The organism is Streptomyces sp. TN58 (assembly GCF_001941845.1).
Classification (GTDB): domain Bacteria; phylum Actinomycetota; class Actinomycetes; order Streptomycetales; family Streptomycetaceae; genus Streptomyces.
This window is the reverse complement of sequence record NZ_CP018870.1, coordinates 3813160-3836060: the sequence shown is the minus strand read 5'-3', so window position 1 is coordinate 3836060 and position 22901 is coordinate 3813160. Positions and strand designations below refer to the sequence as shown.

Annotated in this window: 20 protein-coding genes; 7 read left to right on the top strand and 13 right to left on the bottom strand. The window is 71.8% G+C overall.

The genetic code is table 11. From position 1 onward, the window contains the following. The first annotated feature begins 81 nt into the window (after positions 1-81). Positions 82-462, top strand: coding sequence for a hypothetical protein (locus BSL84_RS17365; protein ID WP_030026357.1), 381 nt, complete (start codon positions 82-84; stop codon positions 460-462). Positions 463-493: 31 nt separating this feature from the next. Here the strand turns inward: BSL84_RS17365 and BSL84_RS17360 are convergent, their stop codons facing one another. From BSL84_RS17360 to BSL84_RS17345, 4 genes are all read right to left on the bottom strand, one after another. Beyond that, entirely contained in the window at positions 494-883 is a 390-nt protein-coding gene (locus BSL84_RS17360; protein WP_075970693.1) for a hypothetical protein, read from the bottom strand. A gap of 126 nt (positions 884-1009) precedes the next feature. Further along, on the bottom strand, positions 1010-2062 hold the full coding sequence (locus tag BSL84_RS17355) for a hypothetical protein (protein WP_075970692.1): 1053 nt from the start codon (positions 2060-2062) through the stop codon (positions 1010-1012). Positions 2063-2065: 3 nt separating this feature from the next. Next, positions 2066-4417 (bottom strand): hypothetical protein, encoded by a 2352-nt coding sequence (locus tag BSL84_RS17350; RefSeq protein WP_234363477.1) that lies wholly within the window; start codon positions 4415-4417, stop codon positions 2066-2068. A 15-nt stretch (positions 4418-4432) separates the two neighbouring features. Continuing rightward, on the bottom strand, positions 4433-4867 hold the full coding sequence (locus BSL84_RS17345) for a hypothetical protein (protein WP_030026353.1): 435 nt from the start codon (positions 4865-4867) through the stop codon (positions 4433-4435). A 203-nt stretch (positions 4868-5070) separates the two neighbouring features. On the opposite strand from BSL84_RS17345, the gene BSL84_RS17340 reads away from it, so the two are divergent. Further along, on the top strand, positions 5071-6066 hold the full coding sequence (locus tag BSL84_RS17340; RefSeq protein WP_030026352.1) for a pirin family protein: 996 nt from the start codon (positions 5071-5073) through the stop codon (positions 6064-6066). Between the two features lie 74 nt (positions 6067-6140). Here BSL84_RS17340 and BSL84_RS17335 read toward each other — a convergent pair whose 3' ends face one another. Together BSL84_RS17335 and BSL84_RS17330 are read right to left on the bottom strand one after the other, a co-directional pair. Then, a complete protein-coding gene (locus BSL84_RS17335; RefSeq protein WP_075970691.1) occupies positions 6141-7286 on the bottom strand; it encodes an AI-2E family transporter in 1146 nt (381 codons plus the stop codon). A 52-nt stretch (positions 7287-7338) separates the two neighbouring features. Continuing rightward, complete coding sequence (locus tag BSL84_RS17330; RefSeq protein ID WP_075970690.1) at positions 7339-9501, bottom strand: SpoIIE family protein phosphatase; 2163 nt, start codon at positions 9499-9501, stop codon at positions 7339-7341. Between the two features lie 156 nt (positions 9502-9657). On the opposite strand from BSL84_RS17330, the gene aspS reads away from it, so the two are divergent. Then, complete coding sequence (aspS, locus tag BSL84_RS17325; protein ID WP_030030645.1) at positions 9658-11475, top strand: aspartate--tRNA ligase; 1818 nt, start codon at positions 9658-9660, stop codon at positions 11473-11475. 67 nt (positions 11476-11542) lie between these two features. On the opposite strand, the gene BSL84_RS17320 is transcribed toward aspS, so the two are convergent. Beyond that, positions 11543-13147, bottom strand: a complete 1605-nt coding sequence (locus tag BSL84_RS17320; protein WP_079273224.1) for a VWA domain-containing protein — start codon at positions 13145-13147, stop codon at positions 11543-11545. A 294-nt stretch (positions 13148-13441) separates the two neighbouring features. On the opposite strand from BSL84_RS17320, the gene BSL84_RS17315 reads away from it, so the two are divergent. Beyond that, positions 13442-15535, top strand: coding sequence for a PhoX family protein (locus BSL84_RS17315; protein WP_075970689.1), 2094 nt, complete (start codon positions 13442-13444; stop codon positions 15533-15535). 69 nt (positions 15536-15604) lie between these two features. Here the strand turns inward: BSL84_RS17315 and BSL84_RS17310 are convergent, their stop codons facing one another. The 4 genes from BSL84_RS17310 to BSL84_RS17295 all read right to left on the bottom strand — a co-directional run bounded on the left by BSL84_RS17310 (position 15605) and on the right by BSL84_RS17295 (position 20513). Next, a complete protein-coding gene (locus BSL84_RS17310; RefSeq protein ID WP_075970688.1) occupies positions 15605-16885 on the bottom strand; it encodes a sensor histidine kinase in 1281 nt (426 codons plus the stop codon). Next, positions 16873-17574, bottom strand: coding sequence for a hypothetical protein (locus BSL84_RS17305; protein ID WP_030032430.1), 702 nt, complete (start codon positions 17572-17574; stop codon positions 16873-16875). The genes BSL84_RS17310 and BSL84_RS17305 overlap by 13 nt, the downstream gene beginning before the upstream one ends. A 37-nt stretch (positions 17575-17611) precedes the next feature. Continuing rightward, positions 17612-19606, bottom strand: coding sequence for an FUSC family protein (locus BSL84_RS17300; protein ID WP_078848909.1), 1995 nt, complete (start codon positions 19604-19606; stop codon positions 17612-17614). A 79-nt stretch (positions 19607-19685) separates the two neighbouring features. Then, the gene (locus BSL84_RS17295) at positions 19686-20513 is read right to left on the bottom strand and encodes a hypothetical protein (RefSeq protein WP_045321659.1); all 828 of its coding nucleotides are present in this window, start codon (positions 20511-20513) and stop codon (positions 19686-19688) included. A gap of 125 nt (positions 20514-20638) precedes the next feature. Here BSL84_RS17295 and BSL84_RS17290 point away from each other — a divergent pair, with 125 nt between their 5' ends. The 3 genes from BSL84_RS17290 (at position 20639) to BSL84_RS17280 (ending at position 22107) form a co-directional block, all read left to right on the top strand. Further along, positions 20639-21121 carry an RrF2 family transcriptional regulator gene (locus BSL84_RS17290; RefSeq protein ID WP_030030974.1) on the top strand — a complete coding sequence of 161 codons (483 nt, stop codon included), beginning with the start codon at positions 20639-20641 and terminating at the stop codon, positions 21119-21121. 116 nt (positions 21122-21237) lie between these two features. Further along, positions 21238-21636, top strand: coding sequence for a RidA family protein (locus BSL84_RS17285; protein ID WP_075970687.1), 399 nt, complete (start codon positions 21238-21240; stop codon positions 21634-21636). 66 nt (positions 21637-21702) lie between these two features. Further along, positions 21703-22107, top strand: coding sequence for a hypothetical protein (locus BSL84_RS17280; protein WP_030030972.1), 405 nt, complete (start codon positions 21703-21705; stop codon positions 22105-22107). A gap of 93 nt (positions 22108-22200) precedes the next feature. Here the strand turns inward: BSL84_RS17280 and BSL84_RS36545 are convergent, their stop codons facing one another. Together BSL84_RS36545 and BSL84_RS17275 are read right to left on the bottom strand one after the other, a co-directional pair. Then, on the bottom strand, positions 22201-22359 hold the full coding sequence (locus tag BSL84_RS36545; protein WP_199816131.1) for a hypothetical protein: 159 nt from the start codon (positions 22357-22359) through the stop codon (positions 22201-22203). 73 nt (positions 22360-22432) lie between these two features. Further along, positions 22433-22831 (bottom strand): hypothetical protein, encoded by a 399-nt coding sequence (locus tag BSL84_RS17275; RefSeq protein ID WP_158879894.1) that lies wholly within the window; start codon positions 22829-22831, stop codon positions 22433-22435. Between the last annotated feature and the right edge of the window lie 70 nt (positions 22832-22901).

Sequence of the window (22901 nt, the reverse complement as noted above, 5' to 3'; positions counted from 1 at the left end):
CCGAAAGCATCGCGGCCGGCCCGCGGGATCCGCAGTATCGGTGGTGCGGGAGAACCCGCTCCTATCGAAGGGGAGAGTGCGATGTCACGTACGTCCTTACGCACGAAGCTCGCGGCGGTCGTGGCCACGGGGGTGATGGCGCTGGGCACGGGGGTCCTGACGGCGTCACCGGCCGGCGCGGCGGCCGCGGGCGACACCTACGCGAACTGCTCCTACGGCGCCGGGTGCATCTACGGGGGTGCGAACTGGAACGGCTGGCCCGCGGAGTACTTCACGCGGGGCAACCACCCCTTCTACAACCAGTACGGGGTGAAGCGCGTGTTCAACAACCAGACGCCCGGCTGGTACGTCCACCTCTGCCGCAACGCCAACGGCACCAACTGCGACATCACCATCGCGCCGTGGTCGTACCGCGACGTGGACCTCACGCCCTACAACTCGCTGCGCATCGTCGGGCCGTGACCGGCTGACGGTCCCGGGCGCGGCCGCGGACTCAGTCCTGCGGCCGCGCGCCGGGCCACTCGCGGCCTGACAGGCGGGTGAGGACCTTGGCGTACACCGTCGTCGCCGCCGCGACGACGGTCGCGAGGACCGCCAGCGCGAGGATGCCGAGCAGGGCGGGCCACTCGCGCAGCGCGTCGCGGCACGCCCTGTCCTCGGAGAGCGGGCCGACCAGCGGGCCCCGGCACTCGGGCCTGCCCCCGTACTCGGGTCCGTAGTCGGCGAGCATCAGGAAGCCGAACCAGCCCCAGATCACCAGGGCCAGGAGCATCCACGCGATCGACCACCCCTCCATACGGCCTGCCTGCCGCTGCTCCTCGGAGCGCTCCGGTACGGCGGTCGCGGTGTCGGGCGAGTCAGGGCGCTGCGCGTCGGCGGTCATGTATCCCTCTCATGGGCAACGGTGGACGGGCGGCAGTCGATCACACGTCGCGGACCGGCACGGAACCGCCCCTTTGGAGAGCGCAGACGGAGACAGCGGGAAGCCGGCCAGGCCGCGTGTCGATCATCAGCTCTTCGGCGTCCCGCAGCCGCGCTCCGTGGTCACGGCGTTGGCGAACGCTTCGAACAGTGCCGTGCGGGCCTGCGACGCCCTGTCCATTCCCTCGTCGAGGAGCAGGTCCCTGTAGGCGTCGTTGCGGCTCATTCCCAGGTACAGGTCGCCGTCTTTGCAGGTGATGACGGTCCGGCTGCGCTCGCGGGTGGCAGCCTTGTCCTGGCGTACCCCCTGAGTCACCACGGGGTCGTCGCTGACCGCGAAGTCGATCCGCGGTGCTGTGGGCCCCTTCAGGTCGAGACTGCACACCCGGGTTCGGGACTCCTTGCCGGTGACGCGCTCCGTGCCCTGCTCCGCCTTGCCCTGGACCAGAGCCGCTTCCGGCAGCCGGAACCCCGGAATGCCGCATGCGTTGGCCGGGTCGGTGGGCTTCGGCGCACCGGCCGGCCCCTGCAGGCGGGCGGGGTCCTTCAAGGCGCCCGTGTCCTTGCAGCCCAGGCCGTCGGCCACGTGCCGGGCCCCGGACATCGCCACACGGGCGAGCGCCTCGGGCGTGGTGCGGCCCTGTGTGAGGTTCACCTTGAGGACCGGGACCTCGGATTCCTTGGAGTTGGGCCGCACCGCGCCGGGGCAGCCGACCGGAAGCAGGACCCATGCCTGCGTCTCGGAGGCCGCACCGGTCGCCCCACCGACGAAGTAGGAGAAGGCGGAGGCGTCCTTCCACAGCGCGGAGCCGGCCCAGGCGAAGTCTGCGCCGTCGAAGGACAGCTCGGCTTCCAGACTGGGCTGGTCGTCGCTCAGGAACTTGTTCGTGCGCTGTACCTTGCACGAGAACGCGTAGTACGGGTCCGACCAGTCCTGCAGGTTCTGCTGGACGATCCGGCCGGGGCCGGAGAGCACGGAGCCCGCCTCGGACGAGGTGAGGGCGCCGGCGCAGAAGCGGTCCGGACCCAGGGCATCGGTGTTCCACCAGGTGAGCAGCCCGGCGCAGCCGGCCAGGGCGACCGCCGCAGCCAGTACGGCGACCGCCTGCCCGGGGCGGGTACCTCGTGTGCGTATGGCCATGGACTACTTCCGTTCCCGCAGTGCGTCGTAGGCGCTCTCGCGCCCGCTCGTGTAGCTCTGGAGTGCTTCTCGCTGGGCAGCTTCGATCAGGGCGTCCGACTGCCGCGTCTGCGTGCCCCAGCTGGCGAAGATCTGGTTGAGGTCGTCCCGGGCGGCGTCGTTGCCGGAGCTGATGCGGTCCCGGGCCAACAGGCCCTGTTCTGCGGTGACGCCCTTGAGCCACTCGTTCCAGTAACCGTCGACGACTCGCTGGGCCATGTCGCCGACGACCGGGATGCCGGTGACGGCACCGCCGATGACGTGGTAGCCGTAGACGCGCTGGTCGGCGGCACTACTCAGGTCGGAATCCCGCTCGCCCAACTGCACGTCCCCGCCAAGCGCGTTGTACGCGCCGTTGGCCTCGCCGATCTTCGCGGCGAGGTTCTTGACGGCCTCGGGATCGGACAGGTCCTGTGTGGTGAGCTGATGTGCCGTGTAGCGGCGCTCGGCCTCGTGCAGGAGGAAGAAGTTCTCGGGGTCCTCGGAGACGCCGCGCATGATGCGGAGCATGCTGCTCCGGCTGTTCTGGATCCGGGAGTCGCTTCCGTCAGAATCGGAACCGGGCCGGCCGCTCATGGTGCCGTCGCCGACGATCGTGTCCACCATGTCCGGCGTGTACGAGGCCAGTGCTCTCCCGAGCGAGCCGCGCATGCTCGCGTAGCCCGGCTCCTTGAGCAGGTTGTCGCCGTTCGCCTTCGAGTCGTCGCCGCCCCTGCCGGTGGCGCTGCCGTAGTCGAGCAGGTTGATCGTGTCGTGCATGATGCGGGCCTCGGCCTCGCTGTGGCGGCCGAGTTCCTCGCCCGGCGATCCCGGTGGACGTCCCGTGGTGGCGGCTTCGAGGGCGAGGCCCAGGCCGGCCCGGGCGTCCTTGTCGACGTTGTCCGTGCCGGCGACCTCGTGGACGTTGTAGTCCACGGTGTTGACGGTGTTCCAGTCGCGTTTCGTCAGCAGGTACTCCAGGCGGTTCTTGTCGCCGTCGGCCGCCGGGTCGAGATATCCGGTCGCCGTCGCGGGGTCGCGGCTGATGATCCCCAGTGTTCCGTCGACGGGGTCGTTGGCGAACCAGCCGTCCTTCTTGCCCTCGAACTGGCCGTACAGGTCCCAGACGTCCTTGTCCTTCTTCTCGGCGTCGATCATCTGGTCGGTGAGGTCGCCGAGGAACTGCGGCGAGTAGCCGCCGCCCTGCTGCATGAGGGTGACCAGTCCCTGGTAGCCGCGGATCTCCTGGCCCTGACCCCGGGTCATGGGCGCCTTGTCGGCCGCGACGTCGAGGTCGAACTTGTCCAGGCCCGCCTTCTTCAGGTCGGACATGAAGTCGTTGTAGAACTTCGCGTCGGGGGTCTTCGACCACTTCTCGAACGCCTGCTGGTACTCCTTGGTGCCGTAGGCGGGGTTCTTCTGCCCTTCGACGAAGACCATCTGTGTCGCGTTGGACAGCGTGTTCGCCAGCGCCTTGTTGGTGTCGCCGTAGAGGCCCTTGCGGCCGGAGTCGCCGGAGTGTGCCACGTTGTTGAGCGTGTTCGAGAGCTTGATCGTCCCCTCGGCGCCCAGGACCGAGACGAAGTCCCGGCCGAATTCCGTGTGGTGCTTGAAGGCCGTGTTGCCGTTGTCCCGAAGAACGCGGTTGAGTCCTTCGACATCGGCGTTCGAGACCTTCTCGCCGCTGTTGAGCCGGGTGGCCACGTCCTTGGCGTACTCCAGCTCGTATTTCTCGATGTCGCTCTTGGCGCCCGCGTTGAAGCCGTTGAATGTGGCGTCCTTGCCTGTGAAGGCGTCCTTGTTGCTGTCCTTCACGGCGGCCTCAAGGGCCATCTTCACACCGGCGTCGGCGTCCTCGAACGCCTTGACGTACTTCTTGATCTGGTCGGCCCAGCTGTTCGCGGCCTTGTTGTACTGCGCGAGCAGAGCCTGGCCGTCGGGGTCGTGGACGTAGGCGTAGCGTTCCTTCTGAGTCATGTCGGGGCGGACGTTGCCCTCGTCGTCGACCGTCATATGGTCCTTGCGGGCGTCCGCGACCAGCGACTCAAGCCTCTGCTTCAGCTCCGTGAACTGTCCGTGGGCATCCCGCAGCAGGTTCGCGACGGCCTTCGCCTGAGCCTGGGCGGCCGCGTACTCGTACTGGGTGCCCGCGAAGTTCAAGGAGGCGTTGCCCTGGGCTATGCCGGTCCAGTTCGTCTGGGAAGAGAGCCCCCGGGTGGCACTCGCGTAGGCCGATTCGGCCTTCTTGAATTCGGCGGCCATGTCGTCCCACGCCTTGGCGGAGGCGGTGAGCTTGTCGTAGCTGGTCGCCATGACCTTCTTGTACGTGAGTCCCACGTGCTATCGCTTCCCTCAGCCGTTCGTGTCGTTGGAACCGGACGGCTTCAGCATTCGGAAGTCGCTGTACATCTCGAAGTCCTGGGTGAGGAACATGCTCCGCGTCCGGCTCAGGTTCCGGGACTCCGTGGCCAGGCGGCCCAGCAGGTTCTTGACCTGGTTGTCCCAGGTCGTTTCGACCGTCTTCAGCCCCGCCGCCGTGTCCCAGCCCGAGAAGGCGGTGATCGCGGCGGTGGTCTCCTCGTCCGCCTTCTTCCCCGCGTTGTCGGTCTGCGTCCTGACCTCGCCGGACAGCTTTCCGGACGCCAGCTTCTTCTGGGCCGCGTCGGTGCCGAAGTCGGGCGCACCCCCTCCGCCGGCTGCCGGGGCGAGCTGGTTCAGGCGCATGTCGGGGCCCTGACGTGCTGCGGCATCGCTGCGCAGTTGGGCCCATTCCTCGTCAAAACCCATCGTCTCCCCCGCGGTGTGCATCGAGATGGCGGTGCCGTCTTGGACATCAGTTCTATCAAGTTGACCGTGGTGTGGATCACGGCGGGACCGCCCCTCGGGGCGCGGCGGGCATGGGGGGAATGCCCGTGGGGGCCATCCTGTTCTGGGGGTGTGGCAGAAAGTTCGAGTTTCAACTAAACTCGGAGCAGAAGGAGGTCCTGACCATGCCCGCAGTGACTGTTGAGAATCCGTTGACGCTTCCGCGTGTGGCCGAGCCGCAGGCGGTCGTCCCGCGCAAGGTGCTGGCCGTCGTCTCCGCTCCGAGTGGGTTCGAGGGTGAGGGATTCCCGGTGCGTCGCGCGTTCGCCGGGATCAACTACCAGTACCTCGACCCGTTCATCATGATGGACCAGATGGGCGAGGTGGAGTACGCGCCGGGTGAGCCGAAGGGCACCCCCTGGCATCCGCACCGCGGCTTCGAGACCGTCACGTACCTGATCGACGGAACCTTCGTCCACCAGGACAGCAACGGCGGCGGCGGGGTCATCAACGGCGGCGACACCCAGTGGATGACCGCCGGTTCGGGCCTGCTGCACATCGAGGCCCCGCCGGAGTCCCTCGTCGTCAGCGGCGGGCTCTTCCACGGCCTCCAGCTGTGGGTGAACCTGCCGGCCTCCGACAAGATGATGCCCCCGCGCTACCAGGACATCGGCGGCGGCAAGGTCACCCTGCTGTCCACCCCGGACGGCGGCTCCCTGCTCCGCGTCATCGCGGGTGAGCTCGACGGCCACGAGGGCCCCGGCATCACCCACACGCCCATCACGATGATCCACGCGACCGTCGCGCCGGGAGCGCAGATCACCCTGCCGTGGCGCGAGGACTTCAACGCCCTGGCGTACGTGATGGCCGGGCGCGGCACGGTCGGCGAGGACCGCCGCCCCCTGCACACCGGGCAGACGGCCGTCTTCGGCGAGGGCGGATCGCTCACGGTGCGGGCGGACGAGTCGCAGGACTCCAACGCCCCCGACCTGGAGATCGTCCTCCTCGGCGGGCGTCCGATCCGGGAGCCGATGGCGCACTACGGGCCGTTCGTCATGAACAGCAAGCACGAGCTCCAGCAGGCCTTCGACGACTTCCAGGCGGGCCGGCTCGGCCGCATCCCCACCACCGCCCGCACGGGCCTCGGCCACCGTGGCGCGGGCCAGGCCGACGAGGACTGACGTCGACAATGCGACGCCACGGGCCGCGCCCCCGGGGAGGGGGGCGCGGCCCGTGGCGTCATGTCGGCGAGCCGTCAGGCGGGGTCCGCGGGCGGCGGCGCCTCCGCCGCTCCCGGCTTCGCCCCCGCCTCCGTCTCGGCGTACCGGTCGCGGAGCTCCGAGATCACGCCGAAGAGCGCCGCCGTCAGCGGTACCGCGAGGAGCATGCCGAGGATGCCCGCGACGCTCGCCCCGGCGGTGATGGCCAGCATCACCACGGCCGGATGCATCTGCACCGTGCGGCTCTGCACCACGGGCTGCAGCACGTACCCCTCGATCATCTGGACCAGCAGCACCAGGCCCAGCGCCCACAGGCCGATGGCCCAGCCGCGGTCGGCGAAGGCGACGAGGACCGCGACGGCGCCGGAGAGGATGGCGCCGAGGTAGGGGATGTACGCGGTCACGAAGACCAGGGCGGCCAGGCCCAGCGCGCCCGGGACGTCGAGGATCAGCAGGCCCGCTCCGATCAGCACGCCGTCGATCAGCGCCACGAAGGTGGTGCCGCGCATGAAGCCCTCGACGGCCTCGAAGGCGCGCCGCCCCATCGCCTCCATCAGGTCCCCGGAACGGCTCGGCACGACCGAGCGCAGCGCGCCCACGGCCCGGTCGGAGTCGCGCAGGAAGAAGAAGATCAGCACCATCGCGAGCAGGGCCATCGCCAGCACCGAGCCCACCACGCTGAGCCCGGCGACCACGCCGGACGCGGCCGTGCCGCCGAACTTCGTCAGCAGCTCCTTGGAGTTCGCGGTGATGTCCTCCAGCGAGGTGCCCACCGCCCCGAAGTGCTCGGCGAGCGTCTGGCCGGCCCGGCGCAGGGCGTCGATGATCTGGTCACCGGTCTCGATGAGCGCGAGGACGACGATGTACCAGGCCCCGCCGACGACGGCGACCACGGCCAGGCAGGTCAGTGCCGCGGCCGACGAGCGGTTCACGCCCATGGCCACCAGCCGCCGGTGCATCGGCCCGAGCAGGGCCGTACCCAGTACGGCCAGCAGTACGGGCGTGACGGCGGTCTGGAGGACGATGCACAGCCACACGCCGACGGCGAGGACCGCGGTGACCAGCAGGACGACGGCGCACCAGGCGGCGAGCCGCCGGACCGGTTCGGGGAGCAGGGAGTTCGGCACGGCGTCATCCAACCACGGGCCGCCGCGAGGGGCCCCGGCCGCTGCCGCCTTCATCCGTACCGGCCGGTGCCGCCCCTACCCGTGAGGGCCGGGGCCCGTGCCGCCTTCACGCGTCGGGCCGCTTGGACTGCTCGTACAGCTCGAACCAGATCGACTTGCCCTCACCGCGCGGGTCCACGCCCCACGCGTCGGCCAGCATCTCCGTCAGCAGCACCCCGCGCCCGCTGGAGGCCATCTCGCCCGGGTGCCGCTTGTGCGGGAGCTCGTCGCTGGAGTCCGCGACCTCCACGCGCAGCCGGCGCCCGCCCAGGTCGCCGACCGCCTCCGCGACCAGCAGGGCGTCCCCGTCCGTGTGCATGAGGACGTTGGTGACCATCTCGGAGACCATCAGCACCGCCGAGTCGACCTGCTCCTCGTCGGCCCAGTCGTGCAGCAGCTCCCGGACCTGCCGGCGGGCCCCCGCGATGCGTTCGGGTTCCGCCTGCGCCACGGTCAGCATCGTGCGGCGGGTCGGGCGGACCGGGTGCGCCGGCGGGGCGCCGCAGCCGCAGCCCGCGCCCTCGCGGCACAGCAGCACGACGGCTATGTCGTCCTCACGCCGGTCGGCCAGCGGGCCGGTCGTGTGGTGCGAGGACGGCCCGTGCACGGCCTGGACCAGCAGGTCCGCCAGTGTTTCCAGGTGCCCCGGCTCATGGGCCCCCGCCTCGTGCGGGTCGGCCTCCAGGACGGCGCGCAGCCGGGCCCAGCCGGTGTCCAGGTCGTGCCCGCCGGTCTCGATGAGCCCGTCGGTGCAGAGCATCATCGTCTCGCCGGGCTCCAGCGTGAACCGGGTCGTCGGATAGTCGGTGTCGGGGACGATCCCGAGGGGGAGCCCGCCGGCGGTGGGCCGCATCAGCACCGTGCCGTCGGTCATCCGCACCGCGGGGTCGGGATGGCCGGCGCGGGCCACCTCCAGCGTTCCGGTCCGCGGATCGCACTCCACGTACAGGCAGGTCGCGAAGCGGGCACTGCGCGCGTCAGGGTCCTCCTCCGCGGCGGTCTCCTGGGAGGTGCACAGCCCGGCGAGGAAGCGGGAGGCGCGCGAGAGCACCGCGTCCGGCCGGTGCCCCTCGGACGCGTACGCCCGTACGGCGATCCGCAGCTGGCCCATCAGGCCGGCCGCCCGGACGTCGTGGCCCTGCACGTCGCCGATGACCAGCGCGAACCGGCCCGACGGCAGCGGGATCATGTCGTACCAGTCGCCGCCGACCTGGAGCCCGCCGCCCGTGGGGACGTAGCGGGCGGCGATCCGCATGCCGGGGATCTCCGGGCCGAGCTGCGGCATCATCGACCGTTGCAGGCCCGTGGTGAGTTCCCGCTCGGATTCGGCCACCCCGGCCCGCTGGAGGGCCTGGGCCAGCATCCGGGCCACGGTCGTCAGGACGGACCGCTCGTCGGGCGAGAAGGACGCCGGCTGCCTGAAGGCGGCCATCCAGGCGCCCATGGTCCGTCCGGCCACGATCAGCGGCAGGAAGGCCCAGGACACCCGGTCGAAGCGCTGGGCGAGCGGCCAGGTGGCCGGGAAGCGCCGTTTGTAGTCCTCGGGGGAGGACAGGTAGATCGCCCGGCCGGTACGCACGACCTCGGCGGCCGGGTAGTCCGTCTCCAGCGGCATGTCCGTGAAGGGCCCCTCGTCCCCGGCGTCGTGCCCGTGGTGGCCGATGACGGACAGCCGGTCCCCGGCCACGCCGAAGACGGCGAGCCCGTCGGGGCTGAAGCCGGGCATGGACAGCGAGGCCGCGACCCGCAGCACCTCCGCCGTGGACCGGGCCTCCGCCAGCGCCCGGCCCGCGTCCAGCAGGAACGCCTCGCGGGAGCGCCGCCAGTCGCCCGTGATGGGCGTGTGGGCGGCGGTGGTGCCCGGCTGGGGTTCGGCGATCTCCTGGATGGTGCCGATCAGCTCGTAGTCCAGGTTCCCGTCGGCCGTCCAGCGCTCCAGCGGCCTGGAGCGGCTGCGTACCGTCCGCATGACCCGGCCGTCCACGTCCATGATCCGCAGCCGGGCCTCGGCGAGGGTGCCCTCGGCGACGGCCAGGTTCACGATTCCGTTGATCTCGTTCCAGTCCACGGGGTGGAAGCGGGAGCGTACGGCGACCTCCGGCAGGACCACCGGTTCGGCGGGCAGCCCGAGGAGCCGGGCGGCCTCCGCGTCGAGCGAGACCGTGCCGGAGGCGTTGTCCCACTTCCACAGACCCGTCGCGACGGCGGCCAGGACATCCTCGGTACGCACCCGGTCATCTTTACAGGTCGCATCCGGTACGTGCCTGTTCGCGCGAAGTCGGCCGCATTTGCGCAGGCGGACGGCAGTGCCCGACCCGCCACCGTCCCGGACGGTAACCTTGGGACGGTTGAATCCACCCTGGTATCGCGTAGAACTGGATGACTGATGCATCGGTACAGGTCCCACACCTGCGGCGAGCTCCGCGCCTCTGACGTCGCCGCCGACGTCCGACTGAGCGGCTGGCTGCACAACCGTCGAGACCTGGGCGGCATCCTCTTCATCGATCTGCGCGACCACTACGGCATCACGCAGCTGGTCGCCCGCCCCGGCACCGCCGCCAACGAGGCCCTCAGCAGCGTCTCCAAGGAGACCGTCGTCCGCATCGACGGCAAGGTCGTCTCCCGCGGCGCGGACAACGTCAACCCCGACCTGCCGACCGGCGAGATCGAGATCGAGGTCTCCGAGGTCGAGGTGCTCGGCGCCGCCGCCCCGCTGCCCTTCACGATCAACACCGACGACGGTGTGAACGAGGAGCGCCGCCTGGAGTACCGCTTCCTCGACCTGCGCCGCGAGCGCATGCACCGCAACATCATGCTGCGGTCGGCCGTCATCGCCTCGATCCGCTCGAAGATGGTCGCGCTCGGCTTCAACGAGATGGCGACCCCGATCCTCACCGCGACCTCCCCCGAGGGCGCCCGTGACTTCGTCGTGCCGTCCCGCCTGAACCCGGGCAAGTTCTACGCCCTGCCGCAGGCCCCCCAGCAGTTCAAGCAGCTGCTGATGATCTCCGGCTTCGACCGGTACTTCCAGATCGCGCCCTGCTTCCGCGACGAGGACGCCCGCGCCGACCGCTCGCCGGGCGAGTTCTACCAGCTCGACGTGGAGATGTCCTTCGTCGAGCAGGAGGACGTCTTCCAGCCGATCGAGAAGCTGATGACCGAGCTCTTCACCGAGTTCGGCAACGGCCGCGAGGTCACCTCGCCGTTCCCGCGGATCCCGTTCCGCGAGTCGATGCTGAAGTACGGCAACGACAAGCCCGACCTGCGCGCCAAGCTGGAGCTCGTCGACATCACCGACGTGTTCGAGGCCTCGGAGTTCAAGGCGTTCGCCGGCAAGCACGTGCGCGCCCTGGCCGTCCCCGACACCGCCGCCCAGCCGCGCAAGTTCTTCGACGGCCTCGGCGACTACGCCGTCTCGCTGGGCGCGAAGGGCCTGGCCTGGGTGCGCGTCGGCGAGGACGGCACCCTGACCGGCCCGATCGCGAAGTTCCTCACCGAGGAGAACGTCAAGGTCCTCACCGAGCGCCTGGGCCTGGTCCCCGGCCACGCCGTGTTCTTCGGCGCGGGCGAGTTCGACGAGGTCTCCAAGATCATGGGCCCGGTCCGGGTCGAGGCCGCCAAGCGCGCCGGCCACTTCGAGGAGAACGTCTTCCGCTTCTGCTGGATCGTCGACTTCCCGATGTACGAGAAGGACGAGGAGACCGGCCGGATCGACTTCTCCCACAACCCGTTCTCCATGCCACAGGGCGGCATGAGGGACCTGGAGGAGAAGGACCCGCTGGACATCCTGGCCTGGCAGTACGACATCGTCTGCAACGGCATCGAGCTGTCCTCCGGCGCCATCCGCAACCACGAGCCCGAGGTCATGCTGAAGGCCTTCGAGATCGCCGGTTACGAGGCCGAGACCGTCGAGCGGGAGTTCGCGGGCATGCTGCGCGCGTTCCGCCTCGGCGCCCCGCCGCACGGCGGCATCGCCCCGGGCGTGGACCGCATCGTGATGCTGCTGGCCGACGAGCCGAACATCCGCGAGACCATCGCCTTCCCGCTCAACGGCAACGCGCAGGACCTGATGATGGGCGCGCCGACGGTGCTGGAGGAGGCCCGCCTGCGCGAGCTGAACATCGCGCTGCGCAAGCCGGTCGAGACGAAGTCGGCCGACACCAAGCCGGTCACCGAGTCCGTGCACCCGGACGCCGCGCGCTAGGCGGCAGCCGTACGGAAGGGGCCCGGGGTCTACGACCCCGGGCCCCTCCTGTTTGTCGTTGCTTCGTTCAGAAGTTCTCCAGGACGCCCTTGAGGAGGGCCGCGGAGGTCAGTTCGGCGGGGGCGGGCCCGGCGTGGAAGAAGCCGGCGTTCTCGGCGTCCAGCTTGCGCAGGAAGTCGAAGGCCTTGGAGTCGTGGTCTCCGAAGGCGACGAACTGCCAGTGGACGCCGGGGGCGGCGGTGGCGGCGTCCGTCAGCGCCTGGCGGGCGGGCTGGCGGTTGTCGGGGGCGCCGTCCGTCTGGAAGACGACCAGGGCCGGGCCCTCGCCGCCGTCCTCGCGGTAGCGGGCGAGGACGGCCTCGACGGCCACGTGGTAGCTGGTGCGGCCCATCCGGCCGAGCTCGGCGTGGCGGCCCTCGACCCAGGAGCCGTAGTGGCTGTCGAGGGTCAGGTCGGCGGTGCCGTCCACCTCCGTGGAGAAGAACACGGTGTGCACGGTCGCCGCCTCGTCGAGGTGCGCGGCGAGGGCGAGGGCGTGGTCGGCGAGGTACTGGGCGCTGCCGTCCTTGTAGAACCCGCGCATCGACCCGGAGCGGTCCAGGACCAGGTAGACCTTGGCGCGGGCGCCGGCCTTCCCCTTGCTCCGCAGCACCTGCCCGGCGGCCTTGTACGCGGCGGCGACCTCAGGCGCCCGCCGCCGTACGGCGGCGGCCGTGTGGGCGGGCCCTTCCGCCGCCTCTGCCTCTGCCTGCGGCGCGTCGGCGGTGACCTCTGCCTGCGGCGCGTCGGCGGTGGCCTCCGGGTCGGTGGTGGCGGCGGGGGTTTCGTCCTGAGCCTGCGGCTCGGCGGACTCGGGCTCCGCGGGAGCGGTGGGCTCCGCCCCGGCTTCCGCCTGCGCGGCGGCGGCTTCGGCCTGCTCCGCAGGAGCGGGGGCGTCGTCCTGAGCCTGCGGCTCGGTGGCTTCCGCCTCCAGGGTGGCCTCGGCGGGCTGCGCCTCCGCCGCGTCGGCGGTGTCGGCCTGCTCCGCGGGGGCGGGGGTCTCGTCCTGAGCCTCCGGCTCGGTGGCTTCCGCCTGTGGTGCGTCGGCGGTCACCTCCGCGTCGGCGGGGGCCGGGGCGTCGTCCTGAGCCTGCGGCTCGGTGGCCTCGGGCTTCGCGGGAGCGGCAGCCTGCGGCTCGGTGGCGTCCGTCTGCGGTGCGGCGGCGGTGACCTCCGCGTCGGCGGGGGCCGGGGCGTCGTCCTGCGCCTGCGGCTCGGCGGCGTTCGCCTCCGGGGTGGCCTCGGCGGGCTGCGCCTCCGCCGCGGCGGCGGTGTCGGCCTGCTCCGCGGGGGCGGGGGGCTCGTCCTGAGCCTGCGGCTCGGTGGCGTCGGGCTCCGCGGGGGCGGGGAGCGCCGGGTCGGGCTTCGCCGCAGGCGAGGGGCGGCGGGCTTCCGGGACCGTGGGGTCGGCGGCCGGGGCGGGGGCCGTCAGGACCGTGCCCGCCTCGCGGTCCCGCGTGGTCTGCGGAGGAACCGTCGGGTTGTCGAAGGACGCCGCCACGAGTTCGGCGGCGGCATCCAGGGGGTGGCGTTCCGCCTGGTTGGGGACACCCGCCGAGGTGGCGTCCGAAGTTTCCGGAACCGGTTCCGCAGACCGTCCGAACACCTTGCGCAACAAGCTCCGAATACCCATGGGCCAGGCCTTTCGCATGAGTGCGTGCGTCATTTGTCCGTGCTGCGCGGTTGATCCCTGCCCAGAGTGGACACGTAAGGTTATCGGCCGCCCGGCTGGATCTTCGGCAGGGGCGCCCTTCGTGGCGCCCGGCTCCCAGAGATGATCACGCCTTTCCCGAACTGCCGCCCCGACGTGCCGGGTTCACCCGGCGTTCATCCGAGCGCCGCCGCAACGGCGCAACCCGGACCTAGCGTCGCGGCTGGATTGTTCCGACACGTTGTCGGCGGCCACGCAGCTACTCGGAGGACACTCGTGCGCAAGCTCCTGCCGTTCATCGGCAACCCGCATGGGAGCGGCCGTTCCGCTCTCACCTGTCGCTACCGCTGTGGCGACGCCTGCTTCCACGAGGTGCCGAACACAAGTGACAACGAGTACGCGGGCGATGTCATGGCCCGCGCCTACTCCCGCCGCTCGATGCTGCGCTCCGCCGCCGTCGTGACGGTCGCCACCGCCGCCGGATCCGCCGTCGCGCTCAGCGGTCCGGGGCAGGCCGCCAACGCGGCCCCCGCCGCCGACGCCTCCGGTGCCGGACAGGGCGGCAAGGGCGGCGAGGCCGCCCGGGGCCTGCGCTTCAAGGCCGTCGCGCCCAACACCGACGACAAGGTCACCATCCCCGAGGGCCACGCGCAGAACGTGGTCATCCGCTGGGGCGACCCGATCATCAAGGGCGCTCCCGGCTTCAACGCCGACAAGCAGACCGCCGCCGCGCAGGCCGGCCAGTTCGGCTACAACAACGACTTCCTGAGCCTCCTCCCGCTCGGCGGAGACTACGAGCGTCGGCAGTTGCTCGTGGCCAACCACGAGTACACCGACGAAGTCCTCATGTTCAAGGCGTACGACCCGGCCAACCCGACCCGCGAGCAGGTCGAGATCGCCTGGGCCGCGCACGGCCTGTCTGTGGTCGTCGTCCAGGAGGACCACCGCAGCGGCAAGCTGACCGCGGTCTCCCGCCACCACCTCAACCGCCGCCTGACGGCCACCAGCGAGTTCCGGATGGCCGGTCCGGCCGCGGGCGGAGCCTTGCTGAAGACCTCCGCCGACCCCACCGGCACCAAGGTGCTCGGCACCCTCAACAACTGCGCGGGCGGTACCACCCCGTGGGGCACCACCCTCCACGGCGAGGAGAACTTCAACCAGTACTTCGGCAACGCCGGCCAGGTCACCGACCCCACCGCCGCCGCCCGCCTGAAGCGCTACGGCGTGACCGCCGGCGCCACCGAGCGCAAGTGGGAGCGCTTTGACAAGCGCTTCGACGTGGCCCAGGAGCCCCACGAGTCGCACCGCTTCGGCTGGGTCGTCGAGCTGGACCCGTACGACCCGAACTCCGTCCCGCGCAAGCGCACCGCGCTGGGCCGCTTCAAGCACGAGGCAGCGCAGCCCCGCCTGACCGAGGACGGACGTCCGGTCGTCTACATGGGCGACGACGAGCGCTTCGACTACTTCTACAAGTTCGTCTCGTCGAAGCGGATGAAAAAGGGCAATTCCCGTGCTGCGAAGGAGCACAACCTCACGCTGCTCGACGAGGGCACCCTCTACGTCGCCAAGCTCACCGGCGACTCCCCGGCCTCCGAGCTCGACGGCACCGGCAAGCTCCCCTCCGACGGCGAGTTCGACGGCTCAGGCGTCTGGATCAAGCTGGCCACCGGCAACGTCTCGCACGTCGAGGGCATGACCGCCGAGGAGGTGTACGTCTTCACGCGGCAGGCCGCCGACAAGGTGGGCGCCACCAAGATGGACCGCCCCGAGGACGTCGAGCCCTCCCCGCGCACCGGTCGCGTCTACGTCGCGCTGACCAACAACACGGACCGCGGCAAGCCCGGCAAGGCGGAGGGGGCAACCGAGGCCAACCCGCGCAACCTGAACAAGCACGGACAGGTCCTGGAGCTCGCCGAGAACTTCGACGATCCGGCCGGCGACGGCTTCGCCTGGCGGCTCTTCCTGGTCGCCGGCGACCCGAACGACCCGGCCACCTACTTCGCGGGCTTCCCGAAGGACAAGGTCAGCCCGATCTCCTGCCCGGACAACGTGGCCTTCGACCCGCACGGCAACCTGTGGATCTCCACCGACGGCAACCAGCTCGGCTCCCACGACGGCCTGTTCGGCGTCGCGACCAGCGGTGAGCGCCGCGGTGAGCTGAAGCAGTTCCTGACCGTGCCGCGTGGCGCCGAGACCTGCGGCCCGATCATTCAGGACAAGCGCGTCCTGGTGGCGGTCCAGCACCCGGGTGAGATCGACGGCGCGTCCGTGGAGAAGCCGCAGTCGGTGTGGCCCGACGGGCCCGGCAAGATCGTCCGCCCGGCAGTCGTCTCGGTCTGGCGCGAGGACGGCAAGAACATCGGCGTCTGATCCCCTGCGCCGGGCAGATGTTTCACGTGAAACACCATCACAACGCGTGTGAAACGCCTGCCCGGCGCGTCAGCCTTCCTCCGGGAGGCGTCCGACAGGAAGCCTGAGCGTCGTGACCGCACCCCCGCCCGGGGCGTTGGCGAAGGCCAGCGTGATCTCCAGGACCGCTGCCTGTCCCGCCACGATCGTCAGCCCCAGTCCGTGGCCGCGCCCGCGCCCGGGGTCTCCGGTGCGGAACCGCTTGGGGCCCTGCTCGATCAGTTCGGGCGGATAGCCGGGCCCGTGGTCGCGCACCGTCACCACCGGCCCCTCCACGGTCACCTCGACCGGCGGCCTGCCATGCCGGTGGGCGTTGACCAGCAGGTTCGTCAGGATCCGGTCGAGTCGCCGCCGGTCGGTGAGCACCGCCGCGTCGCGGACCACCCGTACCGAGACGCCGGGCGCGGCTCCGGCGGCGGCCCGTTCCACCGCCCGGCCCAGTTCCACCAGGGCGAGGTCGGCCCGCTCCACGCCCGATTCCAGCCGGGAGATCTCCAACAGGTCCTCGGTCAGCAGGTGCAGGGCCTTCAGCCGGTCGTTGATCATCTCCTTGGGGCGGCCCTCCGGCAGCAGCGCCGCCGCGGCCAGCGAGCCGGTGAGCGGGGTGCGCAGCTCGTGGGCCACGTCCGCCGTGAAGCGCTTCTCGGCCTCCAGCCGTTCCTGGAGCGAGCCGGCCATCAGGTCCAGTGCCTGCGCCACGTCCCGCACCTCGTCCCGGTCCCGGGAGCGGCGGCCGTGCCCGCGGTCGTGCCGCCGGTCGGCCGCGCGGGAGGGGAAGTCCACCCGGGCGTCCAGGTCCCCGGCGCTGATCCGGCGGGCCACGGCGGCGGTGGTCGCGAGGCGCCGGCTGATCCGGTCGGCGAGGAAGAGGCCGGCGAGCGCCACCACCCCGGCGGCCAGCGCGGCGGACGCGAGGATCGCGGTGTCGATGTGCCGCAGCCGGGTGCGGGTGCCCTCGAACGGGATCCAGACGGCGAGGGCCTGCCGGTCGGCCGGGGCCGCGGCCCACATCACGGGCTTGCCGTCGAGCGAGCCGACCATGCTGCCGGTGTCCCCGCGGGCGACCAGGTCGCGCAGTGGGCGGGGCAGCTGGGCCGGGCCGAGGACGATGTTCACGTCGCCGTGCGTGGTGCCGTACTCGTAGTGGCTGAGGGCGTGCTCCAGGGCCGTGTCGGCGTCCTTGCGGACCTCGCCGACGATCTGCCGGGCGACCACGTTGTGCACCAGGATCCCGAGTGCGGCGGCCACCATGCAGCACACCGCCGTGGTGGTCAGCGCGATCTTCCAGCGCAGGCTGCTCAGCGCGTGCATCGCCGGGCGTCCGGGCCGAGGGGGACGCCGGTCAGGGACCCGCAGTCGTCGAGCGTGAGCTGGTCGAGGTTCATGATCCCGGCCTTCGGGTCCCACACGTAGTCGGAGACGGCGAAGTAGGCGGGGTTCGAGGTGGGCTCGCGGACGGCCAGATGTTCCGCGGCCACCTCCACGCCTTCCAGGACCGCCCGGCGGGACAGGATCCGGGCGATCCGCCCGTCGTCCTGGACGGTGTAGACGCGCAGTTCGCTGAGCCGGCCGTCCAGGTCCAGGGCGGTGATCAGCTCCTCCCGGCCGTTGCCCGTCAGGTCGTGGAAGACCGCAGGGCGCACCGGGCAGTCGGGGCCCTTGTCCACAGCCTGTGTGCACAGCGCGAGCCGCCGGACGGCCCGGGGGTCGACGAGCCGGCCCGTACCGCCGTCCTGCTTCGCGGCGGAGGTGACGTCGGCGCGTACGACGCCGACCGCGTCCACGCCGCGCAGCCGCCCGTCGGGCACCTTGGGCAGTCCGGGGACCACGGCGGCCGTGCCCGGCTTCTGGGCCTCGTCGGGCGGGTCGGGGCGGATGTCCTTCCACAGGCTCTGCGGGGCGTGCACCGTGCCCAGGTCGCCCTCGTTGTGGAGCCCTTCCACGTCGGCGCACCCCGCCAGGGCCAGGACGAGGACCAGCAGGGCCGGGGCGCGGTACATGCTCCGATGCTCCCCCGTCCGGCCCGGCCCGGCCCGGTCAGCGCTCCGGCTGGGTGATGGCGCGCGCCGCCGCGAGTTCCTGGTGGACCGGTGCCAGGACGCCCGACTCCTCGCCGGCCGGTTCGTCCTGGCCCCGCACCGGGATGGTGCTGCTGCGTACGCGGTCGGCGAGTTGCCGCAGCTGCCGGGCGATCCCCGCCACCTCCTCGGCGGCCGGGGGCGGGGCGCCGTGGTTGACGCGGACCCGGGCGGCGGTGACCGCGTCCACGATCCGTTCGACGGCGACGACCAGCGGCCACCAGGCGGCGGCCCGGGTCCCGGTCGGCGGCGGCTCGGTCAGCGCCCGCTGGAACTCGCTGCGTACGCCCGACAGGTCGCGGTAGAGGCGCCGCCGGGCCTGGAGGCGGCCGGTCCGCGCCGCCGCCCGGGCCGCGTCGTCGGAGGTCGGCGCGAAGGCCCGTTCCACGTAGCGGGCGGCGTCGTCCACGGTGTCGGCGAGCCGGTCCCCGATCCGGGTGTGCCAGCTCTCGGGCCACAGCAGGTATCCGGCGATCAGGGTGATGGCGCAGCCGATGAGGCTGTCCAGCAGACGCGGGCGGATCAGGTCGAAGCCCTGGTGGTTGAGCAGGTCCGAGAGCAGCAGGATCACCGGGGTGATCGCGGCGGTCTGGAAGGCGTACCCCTTGGCGGAGAAGACCGGGATCAGCGCGCCGAGCACCATCATCACCGGCACGTCCCACCAGCCGCGCGGTACCTCGGCGAGCACGGCCGCGGCGGTGACCAGCCCGATCGCGGTGCCGAGCGCGCGCAGCAGGGCACGGGAGAACACCGAGCCGAAGTCCGGTTTGAGGACGAAGGTGACGGTCAGGGCGACCCAGTAGGACCGTTCGATCTCGACCACCGACACGAGGGACTGGGCCAGGCCCACGCACAGCGCGAGCCGCAGCCCGTAGCGCCAGGAGGTCTCGGACATCATCATGTCGCGCACCGCGCGGCGGGCGCGCACGCGCAGCGCGGCGGGGCGGCCGAGGCGGTCGTCCACGTTGTGCGGGTCCGGCTCGGAGAGGTGCACGACGGTCGCGGCGTGCCGCAGCGCCGCGTCGAGGGCGCGTTCGGCGGGGGTGCGGGCGGGCGGCAGGTCCAGTACGGGCGCCTCGGTGCGGCCCTCCTCGACGACCGCCGCGAGCTCGCGTACGGCGGCGGGGATCTCGGGGGGCAGCGGCCGGCCGCGCAGGTGGGCGGCGGGCGCGGCCTCCACCAGCGGGATCACCACGTTGAGCTGGGCGAGCATGCGGACGAGCGACCGGCTGCGGCCGTGCACACGGGCCCGGCGGCCCAGGATCAGGTCGTAGGCCTGGTCGAGTTCCCGGGTGACCCGGCGGCGCCGTTCGTCGTAGAGGTCGCTCGGGCCGCCGGCGGCTTCCAGGGTGTCGGCCAGAGCCTGGTAGGCGGCGGCGACCGCGGCCCGTTCGGGCTGCCGTCCCCGTAGGGGCCAGCCCAGCAGCGTCAGGGCGAGGACGAGGAGCCCGCCCGCGGCCATCAGCAGCGGGGCCGTCCACCAGGGCTGCGGGAGCGGGAGCCCGGCGCCGACCACGGCGTTGAGCAGGAGCAGCAGTCCGGACACGGAGGCGACCGTGCCGATGGAGGAGATCATCCCGGAGACCAGGGCGATCAGGGTGAGTACGCCGACGGCCACCCAGCCGTGGCCGTAGACGAGGGTTCCCAGGGACACGCCGACGGCGCCGAAGAACTGCGGTACGGCGATGTTGAGGACGCGCATCCGGTAGGCGTCGGCGGTGTCGCCGATGACCCCGGACAGGGCTCCCATGGAGGCGAGCGCGCCGTACTCGGGCTCGTTCACGGCGAAGCCGACGACGAGCGGCACGGACAGGGCGACCGCCGCCCGTGCCGCGGCGGCCCAGGGGACGGGAGCGGTGGTCGGCTTCAGCCCTTCGAGCAGCCAGGCGGGCGGAGCCAGCGAGTGGTGCCGGGGGCGCCGCGACGATATGTGTTCGGTGCGTTCGGTGCTCATCCCGCTTCCGTGCCGCCGCTCGCGAATCGGTTCTTCTGGGTTCTTCTGCGTCGTTCTGCGCGTGTTGTACCTTCCGAGCTTATGGGGTTCGGCGTAGTCGTCCCGTCACCCATGCCGCGAGAGCCGCCGCGAGCCCGAGCAGGAGCACGACCCCTGCGGTGGTGCGCAGGAACGCGGTGAGGGCGTCGTACACCGCGCCGGCGGCGGCGCGGTCGATGTCGGCGGGCAGGTCGTCGAGGGTGAGGCGGCGGCACACCTCCACCGTGAGCCAGAGCAGGACGGCCCCGACCGCCAGGCCCAGGCCGGTGGCGATCACGGCGCGCCGCCTGCGGACGGCGACCGCGACGGCCGACACGGCCAGGAGCAGTGTCAGCACGGGGAGCCAGACGCCGGCGATCTGGAGCATGCGGAACCCTTTCCGGAGTGCGCCGAGGTTGTCGTACTCCATGACCTCCACGGACAGCCGGGTCACGGGGATGCGGTCCGCGAAGGGCACCTGGTCGGCGAGGAGTTCGCTCTTGATCTTGGCGACGACGGGTGCGAGGTCGATGGTGACGGCGTTGCCGTGGCCGGTGGTGAGGGCGTCGAGGAAGGCGGCGTGGGCGGCCCGGTTGGCCGCGTCCCAGGCCGTCCGGTAGGCGGGGGTGTCGGCGAAGGAGTGCAGTGCCTCGCCGAGCAGGGCGTCCACTCCCGCCTGGAACGGGCCCGCGTCGATCTGCCCGGTGAGGGCGCGGGCGGTGTGGGTGACGACGACCTCCCGCACCGCCGTGTTCTCGGCGAGGGGTGCCATGGCGGCGGTGTAGCGGTCGGCCTCGCCCAGATCGCGGTCGGCCCAGTGCGCGACGGCGCTCGCGGGCATGAGGAGTGCCACGAGCAGGATGAGGACCGCCGACAGGATGGTGCGCACGTCACCAGGGAAAGCGGGGAGGTCCCGGGGCGCGAGCGGTGTTGCTGCGGGCGGGTGGTGGGCTCGGCGTCGGAGTGGGACCCTTGCCCTTCTTATTCTGGATATCTAGTATCCAGATTATGAGGATGGGCGAGGGCGTCGAGTGGGCGCTTCACAGCTGCGTCAACCTGGCCTGGAGCGGACCGGACCGGGCGGTGTCGGCGGCGCGGCTCGCCGCGTGGCACGACCTGCCCGCGGCCTACCTGAACAAGCAGCTCCAGGCCCTGGCCCGGGCGGGCATCCTCACCTCCAGTCCCGGCCCGCGCGGCGGCTTCCGGCTGGCGCGCCCGCTCGCCGCCGTCTCGCTCATGGACGTGGTCGCCGCCGTCGAGGGACCCGAGGAGGCCTTCCGCTGCGCGGAGATCCGCAAGCAGGGACCGGGCGCGGGCCACCCGGCGGCCGCGGGCTCGGACGCTGCCGAATGCGCCATCGCGCACGCCATGAGCCGGGCCGAACTGGCCTGGCGCAAGGCGCTCGCCGCCCAGAACCTCGACGAGATCCGGGAGCAGGCCGAACGGCAGGCGCCCGAGGCCCCACAGCGGCTCCGCGCCTGGCTCGCCGCGCAATAGCGCACGCGACGGGAGGGGCCCGGGCGGGCAGGGACACGCAGGGCACCGCACGCCAGGGCACCGCACGCCAGGGCACGCCACGGCACGACAACGGAAACGGAAGCAGGGAGCTCGGCATGACGCGCAGCATCACCAACCCCGCAGGACTCCACACCCCGACCGACTACGGCTACAGCCACCTCGTCTCCGCCCCCGGCGAACAGGTCTTCATAGCCGGCCAGTACGGCTCCGACGAGAGCGGCCACGTCGTCTCCGACGACTTCGCCGACCAGGTGGAGCAGGCCTTCGCCAACCTCCGCACCGCCCTCGCCGCCGTCGGCCTCGGCCCCGCCGACGTGGTCCGGATCGGCACCTACGTCGTCGGCCACGACCAGCGGAAGCTGGAGGTGCTGGTGAGGCACCTGCACGCCACCTGGGGCACCGAGCTTCCCGCGCAGACCCTCATCGGCGTGGCCTCACTCGCCCTGCCCGGGATGCTCTTCGAGATCGACGCCGTGGCGGTGCGCACCCCCTGACCGCTGATCCACTTGCCGGTCGGTGGCGGCGGGTGTGCCCTGGATGATGGGAGAGAGGAGCCCGTCATGGCACATGCGGCACCCGCTGCCCACCGGCAGCACCGGCAGATGGCGGACATGACCCACCTGAGCAAGGGCGCCTACGTCAGGCCACTGCTCCTCGGACTCGTCTACGGCGTCTGGTGCGCCTTCATCGAGCGCCAGGAAGGCCCCGTCACCGTCGCCAACGTCTTCTACGGCATCCTGTGCGGCGTGATCTTCGCCGCGATCATGTTCGCGCTGGCCAGGATCGGCCCCCGGATGATGCGCGAGGTCCACGCCGCCGCCTACGGAGCCTTCGGCGGCATCGCGGTGGGCTACCTGCACAGCCTCACCGACGAGTCGGTCCTCACCTCCGCCGTGATCGGGCTGGCGGTCGCCGCGGGCGTCGGCATCGTCGCCTTCTACCGCTACTACACGCACGAGGACTGAGCAGGCCCGCACGGCCGGGCGCACAGCGGCGCCGACTCCCCCTCCCGAGACCGGGTCGGAGGAGCCGGCGCCGCTCCATGTCTGCCGACGGTCCTACGCGGCCGGGGTCTGCTGCGGATCAGCCTCGTCCTCGGCTGCCGGGGCCGGGGTCTTCGGCGGGGCGATCGGCTCGGCCTGGCGTACGGGCGGCGCGAAGCGGGACACCTCGGCGCGCAGCATGGCGTTCAGTGCGGCGTACGGGTCGATGGGCATGGCGGAACCTCACGGTGCTCAGGGGGGTGTGGGGGTGCGCTGGGGACCAGGGCGCTTTTCGCCCTCGGTCCGCTCAGCAGCGCAGGACCACACTCCGCACCGTCCGCAGGCACAGGGCCGGTTCGGCCGCCGCTCCCGCGCGGGGCCCGCACGCCGGGGCGCCGCCCTGTTTCACGTGAAACACCGCGTACGGGGTCCGCTGTACGCCGGCGAGCCCGCGCGCCGGCCCCCGTACGGCCGCGCGCGCCTCGGCGTCGGCGGCCGGATCGGTGGAGCCCTCCACGGGCTCGCCGGGCTCGGCGGGAGCCATGGGCTCCGCGGGGCCCGAGGGGGGCGCAGGGGCCGGGCAGGCCGGGCGGTGCTCCGCGGCGGCCGCGCCGGTCGGTCCGGCACCGAACACGCACAGCAGCACGACGCAGGTCGCCGTGAGCGCCCTCGTCAGTGCCGCGCGTGCGCGTCGCCTCCAGTTCATGCGAGGGGTCTGCCCCGCCACGCCGGAAGGCTCCCGGACGGACCCTCAGAAGCCGCCGACCGGGGGACGA